Source organism: Cupriavidus basilensis OR16, assembly GCF_000243095.1.
Classification (GTDB): Bacteria; Pseudomonadota; Gammaproteobacteria; order Burkholderiales; family Burkholderiaceae; genus Cupriavidus; species Cupriavidus basilensis_D.
The window spans coordinates 20280-35975 of sequence record NZ_AHJE01000108.1 but is presented as its reverse complement, the minus strand read 5'-3'; the positions used below and the strand labels follow the sequence as shown (position 1 = coordinate 35975).

Sequence of the window (15696 nt, the reverse complement as noted above, 5' to 3'; positions counted from 1 at the left end):
AGGCCCGCGGATGCGGGCCTTTTGTCCTGGCTGCTACCTGGGCCGCTTACCAGCGCCCCGCCCTCCCAGTCGCTTACTTCAGCGTCTTGAGGCGATTGCTCGCTGCCTGCGCGCCCTCGGTGCCGGGGTATTTGGCCACCACCTGCTCCAGGGTCTTGCGGGCCGCGGGCTTCTGGCCCGACTCGATCTGGTTGTTGGCGATGGCGATCAGCGCATCCGGCACCTTGGGGTGATCCGGGTACGCCTGCACCATGTTCTGCAGCACCGCGGTCGAGCCGCGGTAGTCCCGCTGCGCGTACAGCGAGTTACCGAGCCAGTACTGCGCCAGCGGCACGTACGGGCTTTGCGGGTATTTCTTGATGAAGGCCGAGAATACGCTGCCCGCGCCCTTGAAGTCCCCGGTCTGGAACTGCTTGAGCGCGGCATCGTACTCGGTCTTCTCGCCTGGTTGCGAGAGCCCTTCGCGACCATCCACGGTGACCTGCTGCGGCTCGAATTTCTTCAGGCGCGCATCCAGGTCGGCGTAGTAGTCCTTCTGCTGCTTTTGCAGCGTCGTCACCTCGTTCTGCAGCATCTCGTTCTGGCCGCGCAGCCGCGCCACTTCCTGGCGCAGGCCCTCGAGCTGGTTCTGCATCTCGAGCTGCGCGCGGCTGTTCTGGTCGATACGCTGCGAAGCGGTCGCCTGGAACCCATTGAACTGGTCGCGCATGGTAACGATGGCGCGACGCGCCTCGTCATCGTCAAACACGCCAGCCCGCGCGTGGGCGGCCAGGGACAGGCCGCCGCAAGCCAGCGCGGTGAGCAAGAACAACTTGGAGACGCGTGCGTTCATGAGATGGCTATCCGCAGATTAGTACGTGATGTCCGCGCGGCGGTTTTCTGCCCAGGCGGCTTCGTCGTGGCCGGTTGCCTTGGGCTTTTCCTTGCCCAGGCTGACGGCTTCCATCTGGCTTTCCGGCACGCCCAGCGAGGACAGCGAGCGGCGCACGGCTTCGGCGCGCTTCTGGCCCAGAGCCAGGTTGTATTCGCTGGTACCGCGCTCGTCGGTGTTGCCCTGGATCAGGATGCGGCGGCCCTTGTTGGCGCCCAGGTACTTGGAGTGCTCCGAGAGCATGCCCTGGTAGTCGGACTTGACGCTGTAGCTGTCAAAGTCGAAGTACACGCTGCGCTTGGCCAGCGGGCTGTTCGGATCGTTCAGCGGATCGCGCGAGACGTCCACCGGCGCCACGGCGCGAGCGTCGGTCGAAGGCGTACCCTTGCCGGCACCGGCGTTGGCGGTGTCGTCCAGCTTCACGCCGGAGCTGCAGGCGCCGAGGGCCAGCAGAGCGGCGACGGCAAGGGTTTTGGTCATCATATTGGTCATGGCTGGAACTCCTCGTTTATTGCATGAATGGACCCCAGGACGGCTCGCGAACCTCGCCGGACTGGAGCGACAGAACCTGCCGGGTACGCCCGTCAGTGGACACTGCCGCCAGCACCGAGCGACCTCCCACCCGGGTGGCATACAGAATGTACTTGCCGTTGGCGGCGAAGCTGGGCGCCTCGTCGTTAGCGGTATCGGTCAGCGACGTGACATCGCCGTTGCCAAGATCCATCAACTGCAGCTTGAAACCACCGCTGCGGGTGATATAGGCCAGTTGCTTGCCATCCGGGGAGATGCGCGGGCTCACGTTGTAGCTGCCCTTGAAGGTCACGCGCTGGGCTGCGCCGCCTTCTTCGCCGCCGGCAGGCATGCGGTAGACCTGCGGCGCGCCGCCGCGATCGCTGGTGAAGTAGATGCTGCGGCCGTCCGGCGCGTACTGCGGCTCGGTGTCGATGGCGCTGCTGCGGGTGAGGCGCTTGAGCCCGGAGCCATCGGCGCCGACCTGGTAGATCTGGGTATTGCCGTCGCGCGACAGTGCCACCGCCAGGCGCTGGCCATCGGGTGACCACGAAGGCGCGCTGTTGTTGCCCTTCTGGTTCGACACCAGCGTGCGGCGGCCGGTCGCCAGATCGTGCACGTAGACCACGGGCTTCTTGGCTTCAAAGGACACGTAGGCAACCTTGCTGCCGTCCGGCGACCACGAAGGCGAAATGATCGGCTCGTTGCTGGTCAGCGCCACCTGGGAGTTCTGGCCGTCGGAGTCCGAAATCAGCAGCTGGAAGCGCCCGCCCACCCGCGAGACATAGGACAGCCGCGTGGCAAACACGCCGCGCTCGCCCAGCAGCTTCTCGTAGATGTAGTCGGCGATCTTGTGGCCGGTCACGCGCAGCTGGTTCCCGCCGACGGTGAAGGCCAGGCCGCCCAGGCTGGTGCCCTTGACGGTGTCGTAGAGGCGGAAGCGCACGTCGTACTGGCCGTTGCCGGTGGGTGTCACGCTGCCCGCCACGAAGGCATCGGCGCCGCGCGCCTTCCAGCTGCCAAGGTCGGCATTGGCGGACTCCGCCACGGTAGCGCCGCCCGGATCGACATTGCGGAAGCGGCCGCTGCGCTGCAGGTCGCTGCGGATGATGGCAGTGAGATTCTGCGGGGCCTGCGCTTCGCCCTGGAAGTTGGCGGTGGCGATCGGGAACTGGCTAGCGCCGACGCCAGTGATTTCAACGTTCAATTGCGCCTGCGCGCTGCCGGCCGAACAGGCCAGCACCACGGCCAGCCCGGCAAACAGGGCGTGCGCGCGGGTGCTGTGCCGCCGCGCGGCCAGCCAAAGGGGGGCCCAAAGCTTTCGCATGCTGCTCCTCAGTCGAGATCAATATTCATATCGAACGCGGCCGGCAAAACCAAGGGCAAAGGTAGGGGTACGCAGACTGGAGGCATGTCGCATGCCTGAATCGGGTGCCCCGGGCACATTTGCCGGCTGCGTCAGGCAACCTGTCATCGTAGCCTTGGGACTATGGCGCATCGACGTAGGTTGCAATCTGTTGCAATTCGAATTATTCCTTGCTAGTGCCGTCGCCATCACCTCTCCCCTTAATCCTTAGGCTTGAAGGTGATGGTGAAGCTGGCCGGCGCCTTGCCGTTTTCGTCGCGGGGCAGCGGATCCGAGCGCTCCACGGCGCGCAGCACCGCGTTGTCCCAGCTCGAATTGCCGCTGGACCTGGACACCCGCGCGGACATCAGCGAGCCGTCCGGCGCCAGCTGGACGGACACCACGGCGGCGGGATTGCCAGGCACGTCTTCGGTGAACACGATATTCGGCTTGACGCGGCGGCGCACGCGATCCGGGTAGCCGGGCGAGGCCTTGCCGCCCGAACCGGCGCCGCTGCCGGCGCTGCTGCCGACACCACCGGCGCCGCCGACTGCCGCCCCGCCACCGGCCAGGGCCTGCAGGCGCGCCAGCTCGCTGTGGCGCTGGGCATTGGCGGCGGCGTCGCGCTTGGCCTTGGCATCGGCATCCGCCTTGGCCTTCGCGTTGGCGGCGGCCTTGGCTTCTGCGTTGGCCTTGGCCTTCGCGTCAGCGGCGGCCTTTGCCTTGGCGTCAGCCTCGGCATGCGCCTTGGCATCGGCCTCGGCACGGCTCCTGGCTTCGGCGCGGGCCTTGGCGTCGGCCTCCTTGCGCTCGCGCTCAGCCTGCTCCTTGCGCTGCTCCTGCAGCGCGGCCTGCTTGCGCGCATCTTCCTTACGCTGGGTTTCCTTCTTCAGATCGTCCTTCTTCTGCTCTTCGCGGCGTTGCTCTTCGCGGCGCAGGTCGTCCTTGCGGGCGGCTTCCTTGCGGGCCGCTTCCTGCCGGTCGGCTTCCTGGCGCGCGCGCAGGTCAGCCTGCTGGCGCGCCTCTTCGCGGGCCGCGGCCTCGGCCTGGCGGCGCTTTTGCTGCTGAAGGGCGATCTCGGCATCTTCCTCCGCGCGCGACCTCACCGCAGGCGCGGGGGCTGCGGGCCGGGCTTGGACGATGGGCTGGGGTTCGGGCAACGGCGGGGGCGGGGGCGGCGCGGTGGTGGCGGGAATCTCATCCCAGAGTTCGGCTTCGGCGCCGACCGGGGTGCTGCTCTGCCAGTGCACGCCGAAATACAGCACGATGCCCAGCAACAGATGCATGAAAACCGCGAGCAGGAAGGAACGCAGGGTTCCCCGCTCCGGGGCCGGCTGATAAGGATAGGCGGCGGTCTTCATCGCGTTGGGGCGGTGCTTACTTGGGCTTGACCATCAGGCCGACGCGCTTCACGCCGTCAGCCTTGAGCACCGACATGACGTCGAGCACGGCCTCGTACTTGACCGAGCGGTCGGCGGCGATCACCACCGGCTGGTCGGGATTCTCGTTCTGGCGCTGATGCACGAAGTCAATCAGGCCCTGCTTGTCGAGCTTGCGCTCGAAGCTGGTGCCGGCGTTATCCTTGCCGCGCGCGGTCAGTGCGCCGTCCTCGTGCACGGTTACGACGATGGGAGGCGCCTTTTGCTGCTGGGTGGCGTTGGCCACGCTGGGCAAGTCAACCACGGCGGGATTCACGATCGGTGCTGCCACCATGAAGATGACGAGCAGCACCAGCATCACGTCGATGTAAGGCACGACGTTGATGTCGGCGCTGGCCCGGCGGCGCGAGCCGCCACGGCGCTGTATCGCTGCCATTGCTGGTTCTCCTTGACCGAAGACGTTGGTGGCTTCGGCGCTTTAGCGGGTCTGCCGTTGCAGGATGTTCAGGAACTCTTCCATGAAACTCTCGAAGCGGATGGCCAGGCGATCGACTTCGGTGGCGTAACGGTTGTAGGCAATCACCGCCGGAATCGCCGCGAACAAGCCGATGGCGGTGGCGACCAGCGCCTCCGCAATGCCGGGCGCCACTGCCGCAAGCGTTGCCTGCTGCACATTGGACAAGCCGCGGAAAGCGTTCATGATCCCCCACACGGTGCCGAACAAGCCGATATACGGGCTGACCGAACCTACCGAGGCCAGGAATGGAAGGTGCGATTCCATCACATCCATCTCGCGCTGATAGGCCGCGCGCATGGCGCGCCTCGCAGCGTCGAGCAGCGCGCCGGCGTCATTGTTGCGCTCGCGCGCCTTCAGGTACTCGCCCATGCCGGATTCAAAGATCCGTTCCAGCGCGCCCGTGTTGTGACGGTTGTTGGCCGCGCTCTGGTACAGGGCCTGCAGGTCGCCACCGGCCCAGAAATCGCGCTCGAAGCCCTCGGTCTGGGTCCGCGCGGCGCGCAGGGAGAAATGCTTGCGGAAGATATATGTCCACGAGAACAGGGACATCACCAGCAGCAGGGCCATGACGGCCTGTGCCAGCACACTGGCGTGCAGCACCAGCGAAATGATCGACAGGTCTTGCGTGACGGTCACGGGATTCATCGAGCGGTCTTGATGGTTGCAAGGACGGGAGCGGGAATGGGAGTCGGGCGAAATGTGCTACGATCAACACACCCAACCCGGATGGCGCCAGTAGCCAGCAACTGCTCACCTCGCCAGGCTTCTTGGGCGAATCGGACCGACGCCGGGCCAACCCGTTCAATCTGTGTCCGGATCTCAAGCAAGTCGTCCAGACGGGCGGGGGCAGTGGTAGTCCACCGCCGTGCTTCTGACGATGAAGACGACGCCGGCCTCATCGGCCAGCGCTTGCTGTTCGATGCCCAGCGAGCGCAGCCACTCGGTACGGGCGCGCTCGAAGAATTTGAGGTAATTGGCGTAGAACACTACGCCGCCCGCGTCGGTGTCTTCCCAGTACGTACACCCGCAAGGCCCACACATTGTTGCTCATGGCCGCGATTGTAACGGGAGCCGGCCCGACCCGGTGTAAACCCTTGTCTGACATTACAACAATTACATTGCCTGACAGACGAGGCATTGACTTTCAGCCTTGCGCCCGGCCGCACCGTCTTGCAGCGAGCCAGCGCCTCGCGTTAAACTGCCGCCAACCATTCCATCTTGCGCGACTGGCGAAGTCAGTGGGCACTACCACGAGGAAGCGCAAAGTTCTCTGGCGCGATGTTTCAAGCGCCTGCCGCTCGCCTGGGCAGCGAATGGGAAGCAGGGTGCGCCCTGCGCCGGATAGCTAACGCGACCGGCGCCGGTCGCCTGTGCCTTCCCCGCGCGCCCTACCCCGAAGCCTATTCGGAATTCCCTTTTTTCAGACGAGTTTTCGCCATGTTCGAACGCAGCCGCTATACGATCGACCAAATCGACCCCGAGCTTTTTGCCGCCATCCAGAAGGAAGACCAGCGCCAGGAAGAACACATCGAGCTGATCGCCTCGGAAAACTACACCTCGCCGGCCGTGATGGCCGCACAGGGCTCGCAACTGACCAACAAGTACGCCGAGGGCTATCCCGGCAAGCGCTACTACGGTGGCTGCGAGTACGTCGACGTCGTCGAGCAGCTCGCCATCGACCGCGTCAAGCAACTGTTCGGCGCCGAAGCTGCCAACGTGCAACCCAACTCCGGTTCGCAAGCCAACCAGGGCGTGTTCTTCGCCGCCCTGAAGCCGGGCGACACCATCATGGGCATGAGCCTGGCTGAAGGCGGCCACCTGACCCACGGCATGGCCCTCAACATGAGCGGCAAGTGGTTCAACGTGGTCAGCTACGGCCTGGACGCCAACGAAGACATCGACTACGACGCGCTGGAAAAGCTGGCACAGGAAAAGAAGCCCAAGCTGATCATCGCCGGCGCCTCGGCCTTCGCCTTGCGCATCGACTTCGAACGCATCGCCAAGGTCGCCAAGTCCATCGGTGCCCTGTTCATGGTCGACATGGCCCACTACGCCGGCCTGATCGCTGCGGGTGAGTACCCCAACCCGGTACCGCACGCCGACTTCGTCACCACCACCACCCACAAGAGCCTGCGCGGCCCGCGCGGTGGCGTGATCCTGATGAAGGCCGAGCACGAGAAGGCCATCAACTCGGCCATCTTCCCCGGCATCCAGGGCGGCCCGCTGATGCACGTGATCGCCGGCAAGGCAGTCGCGTTCAAGGAAGCCCTGTCGCCCGAGTTCAAGACCTACCAGCAACAAGTGGTCAAGAACGCCCGCGTGCTGGCCGAAACCCTGATCGAGCGCGGCCTGCGCATCGTCTCCGGCCGTACCGAAAGCCACGTGATGCTGGTCGACCTGCGCGCCATGCAGATCACCGGCAAGGAAGCCGAGAAGGTCCTGGGCGAGGCACACATCACCGTCAACAAGAACGCCATCCCCAACGACCCGGAAAAGCCGTTCGTCACCTCGGGCATCCGCCTGGGCTCGCCGGCCATGACCACCCGCGGCTTCAAGGAAGAAGAAGCCCGCCTGGTGGCCAACCTGGTCGCCGACGTGCTGGAAAACCCGCACGACCTGGCCAATATCGCCAGCGTGCGCGAGCAAGTGGCAGCCCTGACCAAGCGTTTCCCGGTCTACGGCTAAAGCCCGGCGCCACCCGCCACGCGCGGGTGGCCGGCAGCCCCGCCGCGGCGCGCAAGCGCCGCCGGCGGGCCTTGCCAACCCAGCCCGGCGCGACACAGAATGACAAAACGCTGCCTGCGCGGCACGCGTCCCGGCTCAAACTTCTAGGTGGTCAGGCATGAAATGCCCTTTTTGCGCCCATTCCAACACCCAGGTCCTGGACACGCGCATGTCGGAAGAAGGCGATACGGTACGCCGGCGCCGCCGCTGCGAATCCTGCGACCGCCGCTTCACCACCTATGAGCGGATCGAGTTGTTCTTCCCCGCCATCGTCAAGAAAAACGGCTCCCGCGCGGACTACACCCGCGACAAGCTGAAAGACTCGATGCGTCTGGCCCTGCGCAAGCGCCCGGTCTCGGCTGAGGCCATTGACGCCTCCATCACCCGCATTGAAGAAAAACTGCTCGCCCTTGGCGAAAAGGAAATCCCCAGCAGCCAGGTCGGGGAACTGGTCATGCGCGAGCTGCGCCGGCTCGACAAGATTGCTTATATCCGGTTTGCTTCGGTGTATCGGAGCTTTGAGGACGTGTCGGAATTCCGCGACATGCTGGATGAATTTTCGGCGTCCACCCCACGAAAGCAGTAGAAAAAGTAACGTGAACGTTGTTTAATTCTTCCCAAATTGTGTCCTAGGCGGCAATTCTTATATCTATACCTCCACCTGGGTTGCAGTTAAAAAAAATAGAAAGAAGCCAAAAGAACAACGTAGTCTTTTCGGACGAGGGTCAAGATGGGTCAGTCAAGCTGTCGGGAGACGGCCGGCTTCACCATGCTCGAAGCATTGGTGGCAATCGTCGTGCTCGCCATCGGCGTGCTCGGCGTGGCAAATCTTCTTATCAAATCCTTCCGCTTCTCCCAACAAGCGTCCTATGACACGCTGGCACTGCAGCTCGCCAGCGATATGGCAGACCGCATGCGGGCTAACAACGCCCAAATGCTCGCCAGTAACAGCGGCTACTTCTTCGACACGAGCACCGGCGCCCCAGCGGTGCCGACGGGCGCCAATTTCTTTACCACCCCGTGCGCGTCCGGCAGCACGGTTTGCGCAGCCAACATGGTCACGTTCGATTTGGCCGAATGGACGCGACGTGTCCAGACGGCCCTGCCGGGTGGGCGTGCGGTAATCTGCCGTGACTCCAGTATTTATTCCAACGCCGCAGGCTACACCTGGGCGTGCAACGCCACGGCCGGCGGCACGGGCCAAGCCAGCGATAGCCCGATCGTCATCAAGATGGGCTGGGTATCTCGGTTCACCGACAAGCCGGGGGTGGATGTCGCGACCGGAACAGCCATGCCAGACACGCAAGCTGCCAACGGCTCGGCAACGCCACAAATCGTTATTGTGGCCAACCCGGGAGTCAGCAATTGAAGACGCCCATGGCCGGCTCCGGACAACCAACCCATCGTTGCCAGCGAAGCCCGGGCTTCTCCATGATCGAGTTGATGGTGGCACTGACGCTCGGCATGCTGGTGCTGGTTGCATCAACTTCCTTTTACTTACTGACCCGCAGCACTTACGGCAGCATCAATGACAGCGCCAACATCGAGGAGCGCGGTCAGTTCGCGATCGGCGTTGTTTCACGAATGTTGCGTCAGATTGCCTACACGCCTCCAGCCAGCGATGGTGGTTCAATGCAGATCAGCTCGCAGATGCTGATGGGACTGGACAACTGTTCAACCCCCTCGGACAGCGAGACGCTGGGTTGCGACGCTGGCGCCGCCGTCAATGCCAGCGACGTGTTGCTGACTCGATTCTTCGGCGTCGGGACGGCGGCTGACCCGACCGTGAGCGATGGCTCCATGGTGGATTGCTCCGGACAAGCCGTCGCCGCGCCGTCCAACATCGACAATGCGGCAAGTCAACGCGGACTCTCCATTCTCTATGTGCAGAACGGCGCCGATGGCCTGCCCTACCTGATGTGCAAATACCGGCGGCGTGCAGCCGGCAAGGAGACCTCTACCTTTGTCGCCCAGCAGCTTGTCCCGGGCGTTGAGAATTTGCAGGTGCTCTTCGGCATATCCACAGATGACGATGAAGTGGCGGACAAGTTCGTTCCCGCCAGCCAGGTCGGCGCGGCCGAATGGGCACGCGTCTTTGCGCTGAAGGTGGCTTTGGTGGTACGCGGCGACAATACAAGCGCAGCCAGTTCCGGGCAGCCCGCGATCCAGCTCTTCGGCCCCATGTACAACGGCGCCGATGGTACGTTCACGCCGACTCAAAACCCACAATCCGCGCGCCGTCTCTTCACTGCGACGGTACAAGTGCGCAACTACCTGAGTTGCATGCAGGGAGACCCTTCGTGCCTCTGATCCATCCAGCAGTGACATATCCGGGCCGCGGCTTTGCCTTGCTCACCGCTCTGATCATGTTGCTCGTCATATCCGTGCTGGCATTGGGTGGCGCGAGATTGGCACTGGACTCAAAACGTACGACCCGCAATCAACGCGATTTCGAGATTGCGTTCCAGGCAGCTGAGGCCGCCTTGCGCGATGCCGAAATGGACATCCAGAACACCACTGGCCCCAAGAGCCGCTCGGCAATTTTCCAGCCGACAGCGGCGACGGGTTTCACGGTCGAAGGTGGATGCAATATCGGGACAACGGTGGCCGCCCCCTACCAGGGCTTGTGCAATACATTGGCAAATATCAACGCGCAGATATGGAACACCGTTAGCTGGAGCGCTTCTGCCACCAACCCGCAGACGGTGGCCTACGGCACTTTTACGGGCCGGACCTTCCCGACCGGGACGGGCCTGACTCCAAGCCAGAAGCCTCGCTACATCATCGAGTTGCTTCCTGACCAATCCATTGGCAGCGCCGTTGACAACACGCGCTATATGTATCGGGTGACCGCGGTTGGCTTTGGCCCGAATAACGCTACCCAGGCGATGGTTCAGTCGCTGTACCGCAAGACCGACAACTAGAACAGCCAGCATCGAATCGGGAACGAACTCATGAAGACACTCCGACGCCTGTTGCCTCTGTGCGCGATGCTATGGGTTACCCCGCTTTGGGCGGCAAGCACGCCAAGCGTGCCAACCGTGACGATTGCGCAGACCCCGCTATTCGGGCAATCGCAGAACATTCACCCAAACCTGATGATGACGCTCTCGGTAGAGTTCCCGACTACGGGTACTGCCTACCGCGGCCCCCTGAATTCGAAGAACGTCGACACGTCATATAACTACAATACAACTTACCTCGGCTACTTCAATGCAGCCAAGTGCTATACGTACGACAGCACCAATGGCTATTTTGTAAGCAGCGGCAACGCCTCCGGCAATGGAGCCCATGAGTGTTCCGCCGCATTTAGCGGAAACTTCATGAACTGGGCCGCGTCGTCCTCGATCGACGAACTGCGGATGGCGATGACCGGCGGCGACCGCGTGGTGGACACCGCTACCCAGACGGTCCTGCAGCGTGCCGTGCTCCGATCGGACTTTTTCCGTAGCAACAGTTACTTCCCGGTCAAGAGCGTCACGGCCGTCAACAACACCAGCAGCGCGCCAAGTGCGGTAACGCCATTCACATACAGCACGATCTATATTGCTTCGTGTGGTAACCACATCTTCTTCTCCGATGCGGACGATAGCAGTGGCAACTGCGCGAGTCCGGGGAAATATGCTGACGTCTACCAGAACAGCAAGCTGACGGAACGACGTAGCTTCCGTGTCCAGGTTCAGGTTTGCGATGGCAACGAGGCAACTAAGCGCACCGACCTCTGCTACAACTATGGCAGCAATTACAAGCCCGTCGGCCAGATGCAAAGAAATGCCGATCGCGTGCGCTTTGCGGCTTTTGGCTATCTGAACGACGGCACCAACGACACCAGCAAGACACCGAACGAACGCTACGGTGGGGTTCTGCGGGCCCCGATGAAGTATGTTGGCACTACTGCGGTTGACTCCAACCTGAAAACAATTGCAAATACCGCAATGGAATGGGATCCGGCAACGGGCGTGTTCTATCGGAACCCGCTCAACCGCACGGAAGGAATCAGCGGGGTTATCAACTATCTCAATCAGTTTGGCCGCACGAGCACACAACTCGGTGGCAAGGCGATGGGCGACCTTGGCGGCCCCACGGATAACCCGCTCGGCAACTACAAGACGTATGACCCGATCAGCGAATTGTTCTACGAGAGCATCCGCTACCTCCAGTTTCATAAGGACGGCCCCACCCCACAAGCTATCAGCGGCCTTCCGAATACGACCTATGCAGACAACTTCCCCGTCTACACGACCTGGGATGCCGACCCGATGCTCAACAGTTGCCAGCGCAACTACGTCGTGACGATTGGCGACATCAATACGCACGAGGATCACTACATTCCAGGCAACGTCGACACCTCGCACGGCGACCCTGCCCGGGCAGTGGACAGCTATAGCGGATTCGACGTGCGAGCGTGGACCAACAAGGTCGGAGCACTGGAAACCAACACGCCGGCGACAGGCAATGCCAATCCTCTGCCGTCCTCCTTCACGAATCTGGGCGACATCCTGCATCCGACCTCGCACTGGTCAGCCTATTACATCGCGGGGGTCGCCTACTGGGCGCATACCTCGGCGTTTCGCCCCGACATGCCCTCTGCGCGCGTCACGACGTTTGGCATCGACGTCAATGAAGCCGGGAACGGAACGGTCGGCGCAACCCAGCGCCAGAGCCAGATCTTTCTCGCGGCAAAGTACGGCGGATTCAAGGACGACAAGATCGACGGGGGCAATGCGGACGGAAATCCCTTCAAGGCAGGCGGCCAGGGCGGAACAACCGTTACCAGCAATACGGAATGGGAAGCTGCGCCCACGGGATCAAACGTCCCATCAAACTGGTTTCTCGCAAGCCAGCCGCAGGCCATGATCGATGCCATCAAGAAGATCTTCGTGCAGATCACGAGTTCCGCGGGCACGCTTTCCGGCATTGCGCTCACCAGCAACCGCATCGTGCAGAATGGTTTTGTCTACACGCCCGGATTCGACCAGAAATGGAACGGCCAACTGGGCGCCTATGCTATCTCCAAAAGCACCGACGGTATGGCCGTAACGATCGCGCAGACCAAAACGTGGGAGGCAGGAAACCGGCTCGCCGGCAAGAGCCCGAGCACGCGCTCCATCTTCACCCTCAACCCGGTCAGCGGCGTGGGAGTTCCCTTTCAGTTCACCGGAAACGCCATCTCGCCCCCCCAGCAGGCGCTGCTCAATCTCAATCCTGACTCTGGCTTGAGTGATGGCAACGGCCAGAATCGCCTCAACTATCTTCGTGGCGACAGGACACTGGAAAGCAATGGGCAAGGCGGTGGCGGTCCGTTCAGAGCCCGCGCGACCGTCTTCGGCGACATCATCGGATCAGGCCCGGTCTTTGTGGGTGACCCTGCCGCAACCCGCACCGATAGCGGCTACAGCAGCTTCCTGAGCACCTACACCGGCCGCACCCCGCTGGTCTATGTCGGAGCCAACGACGGCATGCTGCACGGCTTCAATGCGAATACCGGCGACGAAGTCTTCGCTTACGTGCCCAATGCCATTTTCAGTGCGCTGCCGCAACTCACATCGCCGAGCTATTCGCACCGCCCTTATGTGGATGCCACGCCCCTGGTCGCAGAAGCACAAGTCAACGGCGCCTGGAAATCCGTACTCGCTGGCGGTTTCGGCGGCGGCGCACAAGGCATCTACGCACTGGACGTGAGTGATCCGGATGGCGGCAAGAGCGGCGCAGCCTTTAGCGGCGCCAACGTCCTATGGGAGTTCACCGACAAGGATGACGCCGACCTGGGCAATGTCATGGGCCCGCCGATCGTCGCCAAGCTGCAGACTGGTACGGATACCAGCGGCAGCCCCATCTACAAATGGTTTATTGTGGTCGGCAATGGCCTGAATTCCAACCAGAATGACGGCTACTCGAACGCCAATGCCCCAGCTGCCTTATTCTTGCTCTCATTGGACAAGGCACCTGGCACCGCGTGGACCCTGAATAGCAATTACTTCAAGATAGTCACGCCCGCGCCCGCGACGGCGCCGCCTTACGTTACAGCGAACGGCTTGAGCACACCAGCTTCCGTTGGCGCTCCCAATGGCCGTGTCACAAGCTTCTACGCTGGAGATCTGCAAGGCAATTTGTGGAAGTTCAATGTGGCCGGCACGCCAAGCACGTGGAATGGCAACGCAACCGCCGGTGCCCTGCCGGCTTTCGGCGGAACACCTGGCAAGCCAATGTTTGTCGCCACCGACTCGTACGGGCGCCGTCAGCCGATCACAGTCCAGCCGCAGGTGGTCTACGCGCCCGGCGGGTACATGGTGCTGTTCGGCACAGGCAAATATTACGAATTGTCGGACACGTCCTCCACAGTTGGCCAGACCAACTCGTTCTACGGCATTTACGACGGCGGCGGCACCAACTACGTCCCCGACCGCAGCAAGCTTAATGCCGTAACGATGCAGGCGACCGCCGACGGAAAATCGTACACCTTCAATTCCTCATCTTACGCTCCGGGCTACGCCGCGCCTCGCAAGCCGGGCTGGGTTCTGGACTTCCTTGACTCGACGGAGAGGCAAGTCACTTCCGTGGTTGTGCAGGACGGGATCGTGTACTTCAACTCCCTCTACACAGGCACGGATTCATGCGGCACCAGCGGTGGCAGCAGGAGCTACGCGCTGGGCGCGCTGACCGGCACGCCGGGCAACGGGGTTTCGGGCTATCTGTCCAGCATCGGCCTGCTCGGTGCGCCGTCGGTAATCGTCATTAACGTCACGAACGCGAATCGCAGCGCGGTCGGCGGCATCGTCGAAACGAAGACCACCCAGGTCATCTCATTTGGCGCATCCGGCACTGCATCTATCGGAGCCAATGGCCAGAGCGGAAAGAGCGGAAATTCGACCAATTCAAATATGCGCAAGGCCCGTGCCGGATGGCGCGAGATTCGAAATTTCCTGCTGAACTAGCATCGAAAGGGATTCGCTATGCAACGCGTCAATAGGACATCCCAGCGCGGCTTCACATTGATTGAAGCCTTGATCACGGTGAGTATCATTGCCATTCTTTCCGCGATTGCTTACCCGAATTACTCGAGTTACATCACAAAGGGCAGGCGTGCCGAAGCCAAGGCCGCCCTGCTAGAAGACATGCAACTCTTCGAGCGGAATTTTTCGCAGGTAAACAGCTACTACGGCGCAGGTACGACCGCGCTCTGGACCGGCTACAAGACCTGGTCCGGAGATTCGCCCACTACCGGCAGCTACCAGATCCTGGCAGTTCAATGTGGTGCATCGAATGGACAGTGCGTGGAGCTGCAAGCTAGCCCGATCAAACCGGACTCGACATGCGGCACCCTGGTCTATCGCAGTACCGGCGAGAAGTACAACATGCTTACCAGCGGCGTGTATGCAACGACCGCGGGCTGCTGGTAGGCAAAATGCAAAAGCGCCGGAACCAGCCCCCCTGTGCGAGCGGATTCACGCTCATCGAGTTGGTGATCACGATGACGATTGCCGCTATTTTGCTTGCCATGGCAACGCCCAACCTGAGCGACTTCCTGCGGCGGCAGCGCCTCATTTCCGCGGCCGATGGTTTCGCCTCCGCCATCGCGCAGGCGCGCTCCGGCGCAGCCGCGACCAACAGCTATGTCACCATCGCTCCCATCGGTGCGGCGTGGAACAATGGCTGGCAGGTATTCTCTGAACACAGTACGCCTGACGGTGCTTTCACGACGAGTGACACGTTGATTTCGCAATACGACCCGATCCCCAGCGATATCGCCATCACCTTCAATACCAACCCCGATGCAACGGGATATGTCGCCTTTTCGCCGGTCGGTTATTCGATCACGGCGGCTACAAGATCCCAACTCACGGCGACCGCGACGTTCACGCTGGGTACCCTGCAGCGCGTGGTGGAGATCAATGCGCTCGGCAGATCACGAGTCTGTGACCCGTCGCGGGATACCACCTGCACCGCGAGCGCGTTGGCACCGCCCTGATCCATCCGGCGCGGCAACCGGATGGATCCGATTGCCGCCGCCTCGCGCTTCGCCGCTGCGGGCACGCAGAATTAACAAGCTGCCCCACAACCTCTACAATCTGGAACATTTTCCGGCACGCACCGTGGCTACTCTTGGGCATAACGCTTTCCAAGTGAGCCTTTCATGTCAATGCGAGCAGGACCGCGTATCCGTCAAGCTACCTTTCCCCCGATTGGCATAGGCAACCGCGGCTTCATCCTCATCGAATCCCTCACCGCCCTCGCCGTCCTCGGCGCCGGCCTGCTGCCGCTCGCCGCTCTGGCTCCGGTTGCGCTTGGTGCGCTGCGCGGCTATGAGGCTCTCGGCCATGCAACACGTGCAGCCGCGGAACTAGCGGAG

At 62.3% G+C, this 15696-nt stretch carries 15 protein-coding genes, 1 pseudogene and 1 riboswitch; of the genes and pseudogenes, 8 read left to right on the top strand and 8 right to left on the bottom strand.

Going from position 1 to position 15696, the window contains the following annotated elements; genetic code table 11:
• Positions 1–73: 73 nt before the first annotated feature.
• From ybgF to ybgC, 7 genes and pseudogenes are all read right to left on the bottom strand, one after another.
• On the bottom strand, positions 74–832 hold the full coding sequence (gene ybgF / locus OR16_RS32340; protein ID WP_006162939.1) for a tol-pal system protein YbgF: 759 nt from the start codon (positions 830–832) through the stop codon (positions 74–76).
• A gap of 18 nt (positions 833–850) precedes the next feature.
• Positions 851–1363: a peptidoglycan-associated lipoprotein Pal gene (gene pal, locus OR16_RS32335; protein WP_192816472.1), complete on the bottom strand. Its 513-nt coding sequence runs from the start codon at positions 1361–1363 to the stop codon at positions 851–853.
• Positions 1364–1379: 16 nt separating this feature from the next.
• A complete protein-coding gene (tolB, locus tag OR16_RS32330) occupies positions 1380–2708 on the bottom strand; it encodes a Tol-Pal system beta propeller repeat protein TolB (RefSeq protein ID WP_006162937.1) in 1329 nt (442 codons plus the stop codon).
• A gap of 239 nt (positions 2709–2947) precedes the next feature.
• Positions 2948–4087 carry a cell envelope integrity protein TolA gene (tolA, locus tag OR16_RS32325; RefSeq protein ID WP_006162936.1) on the bottom strand — a complete coding sequence of 380 codons (1140 nt, stop codon included), beginning with the start codon at positions 4085–4087 and terminating at the stop codon, positions 2948–2950.
• A gap of 16 nt (positions 4088–4103) precedes the next feature.
• A complete protein-coding gene (gene tolR / locus OR16_RS32320; RefSeq protein ID WP_006162935.1) occupies positions 4104–4541 on the bottom strand; it encodes a protein TolR in 438 nt (145 codons plus the stop codon).
• Positions 4542–4583: 42 nt separating this feature from the next.
• The gene (tolQ, locus tag OR16_RS32315; protein ID WP_043348531.1) at positions 4584–5267 is read right to left on the bottom strand and encodes a protein TolQ; all 684 of its coding nucleotides are present in this window, start codon (positions 5265–5267) and stop codon (positions 4584–4586) included.
• Positions 5264–5673 (bottom strand): annotated as a pseudogene (gene ybgC, locus OR16_RS32310) (tol-pal system-associated acyl-CoA thioesterase). The gene tolQ and the pseudogene ybgC overlap by 4 nt, the downstream one beginning before the upstream one ends.
• 161 nt (positions 5674–5834) lie before the next feature.
• Positions 5835–5937, top strand: a riboswitch (ZMP/ZTP riboswitch).
• A gap of 122 nt (positions 5938–6059) precedes the next feature.
• Between ybgC and glyA the strand changes: the two are divergent.
• The 8 genes from glyA (at position 6060) to OR16_RS32270 (ending at position 15315) form a co-directional block, all read left to right on the top strand.
• A complete protein-coding gene (gene glyA, locus OR16_RS32305; RefSeq protein WP_006162932.1) occupies positions 6060–7307 on the top strand; it encodes a serine hydroxymethyltransferase in 1248 nt (415 codons plus the stop codon).
• Positions 7308–7464: 157 nt separating this feature from the next.
• Complete coding sequence (nrdR, locus tag OR16_RS32300) at positions 7465–7932, top strand: transcriptional regulator NrdR (RefSeq protein ID WP_006162931.1); 468 nt, start codon at positions 7465–7467, stop codon at positions 7930–7932.
• A 144-nt stretch (positions 7933–8076) separates the two neighbouring features.
• Positions 8077–8715, top strand: a complete 639-nt coding sequence (gene pilV / locus OR16_RS32295) for a type IV pilus modification protein PilV (RefSeq protein ID WP_043422023.1) — start codon at positions 8077–8079, stop codon at positions 8713–8715.
• 8 nt (positions 8716–8723) lie between these two features.
• Positions 8724–9656, top strand: coding sequence for a PilW family protein (locus tag OR16_RS43185; protein ID WP_043422022.1), 933 nt, complete (start codon positions 8724–8726; stop codon positions 9654–9656).
• The gene (locus tag OR16_RS32285) at positions 9647–10270 is read left to right on the top strand and encodes a pilus assembly PilX family protein (protein WP_006162928.1); all 624 of its coding nucleotides are present in this window, start codon (positions 9647–9649) and stop codon (positions 10268–10270) included. The genes OR16_RS43185 and OR16_RS32285 overlap by 10 nt, the downstream gene beginning before the upstream one ends.
• A 30-nt stretch (positions 10271–10300) precedes the next feature.
• Positions 10301–14281: a pilus assembly protein gene (locus OR16_RS32280; RefSeq protein ID WP_043422020.1), complete on the top strand. Its 3981-nt coding sequence runs from the start codon at positions 10301–10303 to the stop codon at positions 14279–14281.
• A gap of 18 nt (positions 14282–14299) precedes the next feature.
• Positions 14300–14746 carry a type IV pilin protein gene (locus tag OR16_RS32275; protein ID WP_006162926.1) on the top strand — a complete coding sequence of 149 codons (447 nt, stop codon included), beginning with the start codon at positions 14300–14302 and terminating at the stop codon, positions 14744–14746.
• A gap of 5 nt (positions 14747–14751) precedes the next feature.
• Positions 14752–15315, top strand: coding sequence for a GspH/FimT family pseudopilin (locus tag OR16_RS32270; protein ID WP_063709623.1), 564 nt, complete (start codon positions 14752–14754; stop codon positions 15313–15315).
• 168 nt (positions 15316–15483) lie between these two features.
• Here OR16_RS32270 and OR16_RS32265 read toward each other — a convergent pair whose 3' ends face one another.
• The gene (locus OR16_RS32265) at positions 15484–15666 is read right to left on the bottom strand and encodes a hypothetical protein (RefSeq protein ID WP_006162924.1); all 183 of its coding nucleotides are present in this window, start codon (positions 15664–15666) and stop codon (positions 15484–15486) included.
• Positions 15667–15696 lie beyond the last annotated feature (30 nt).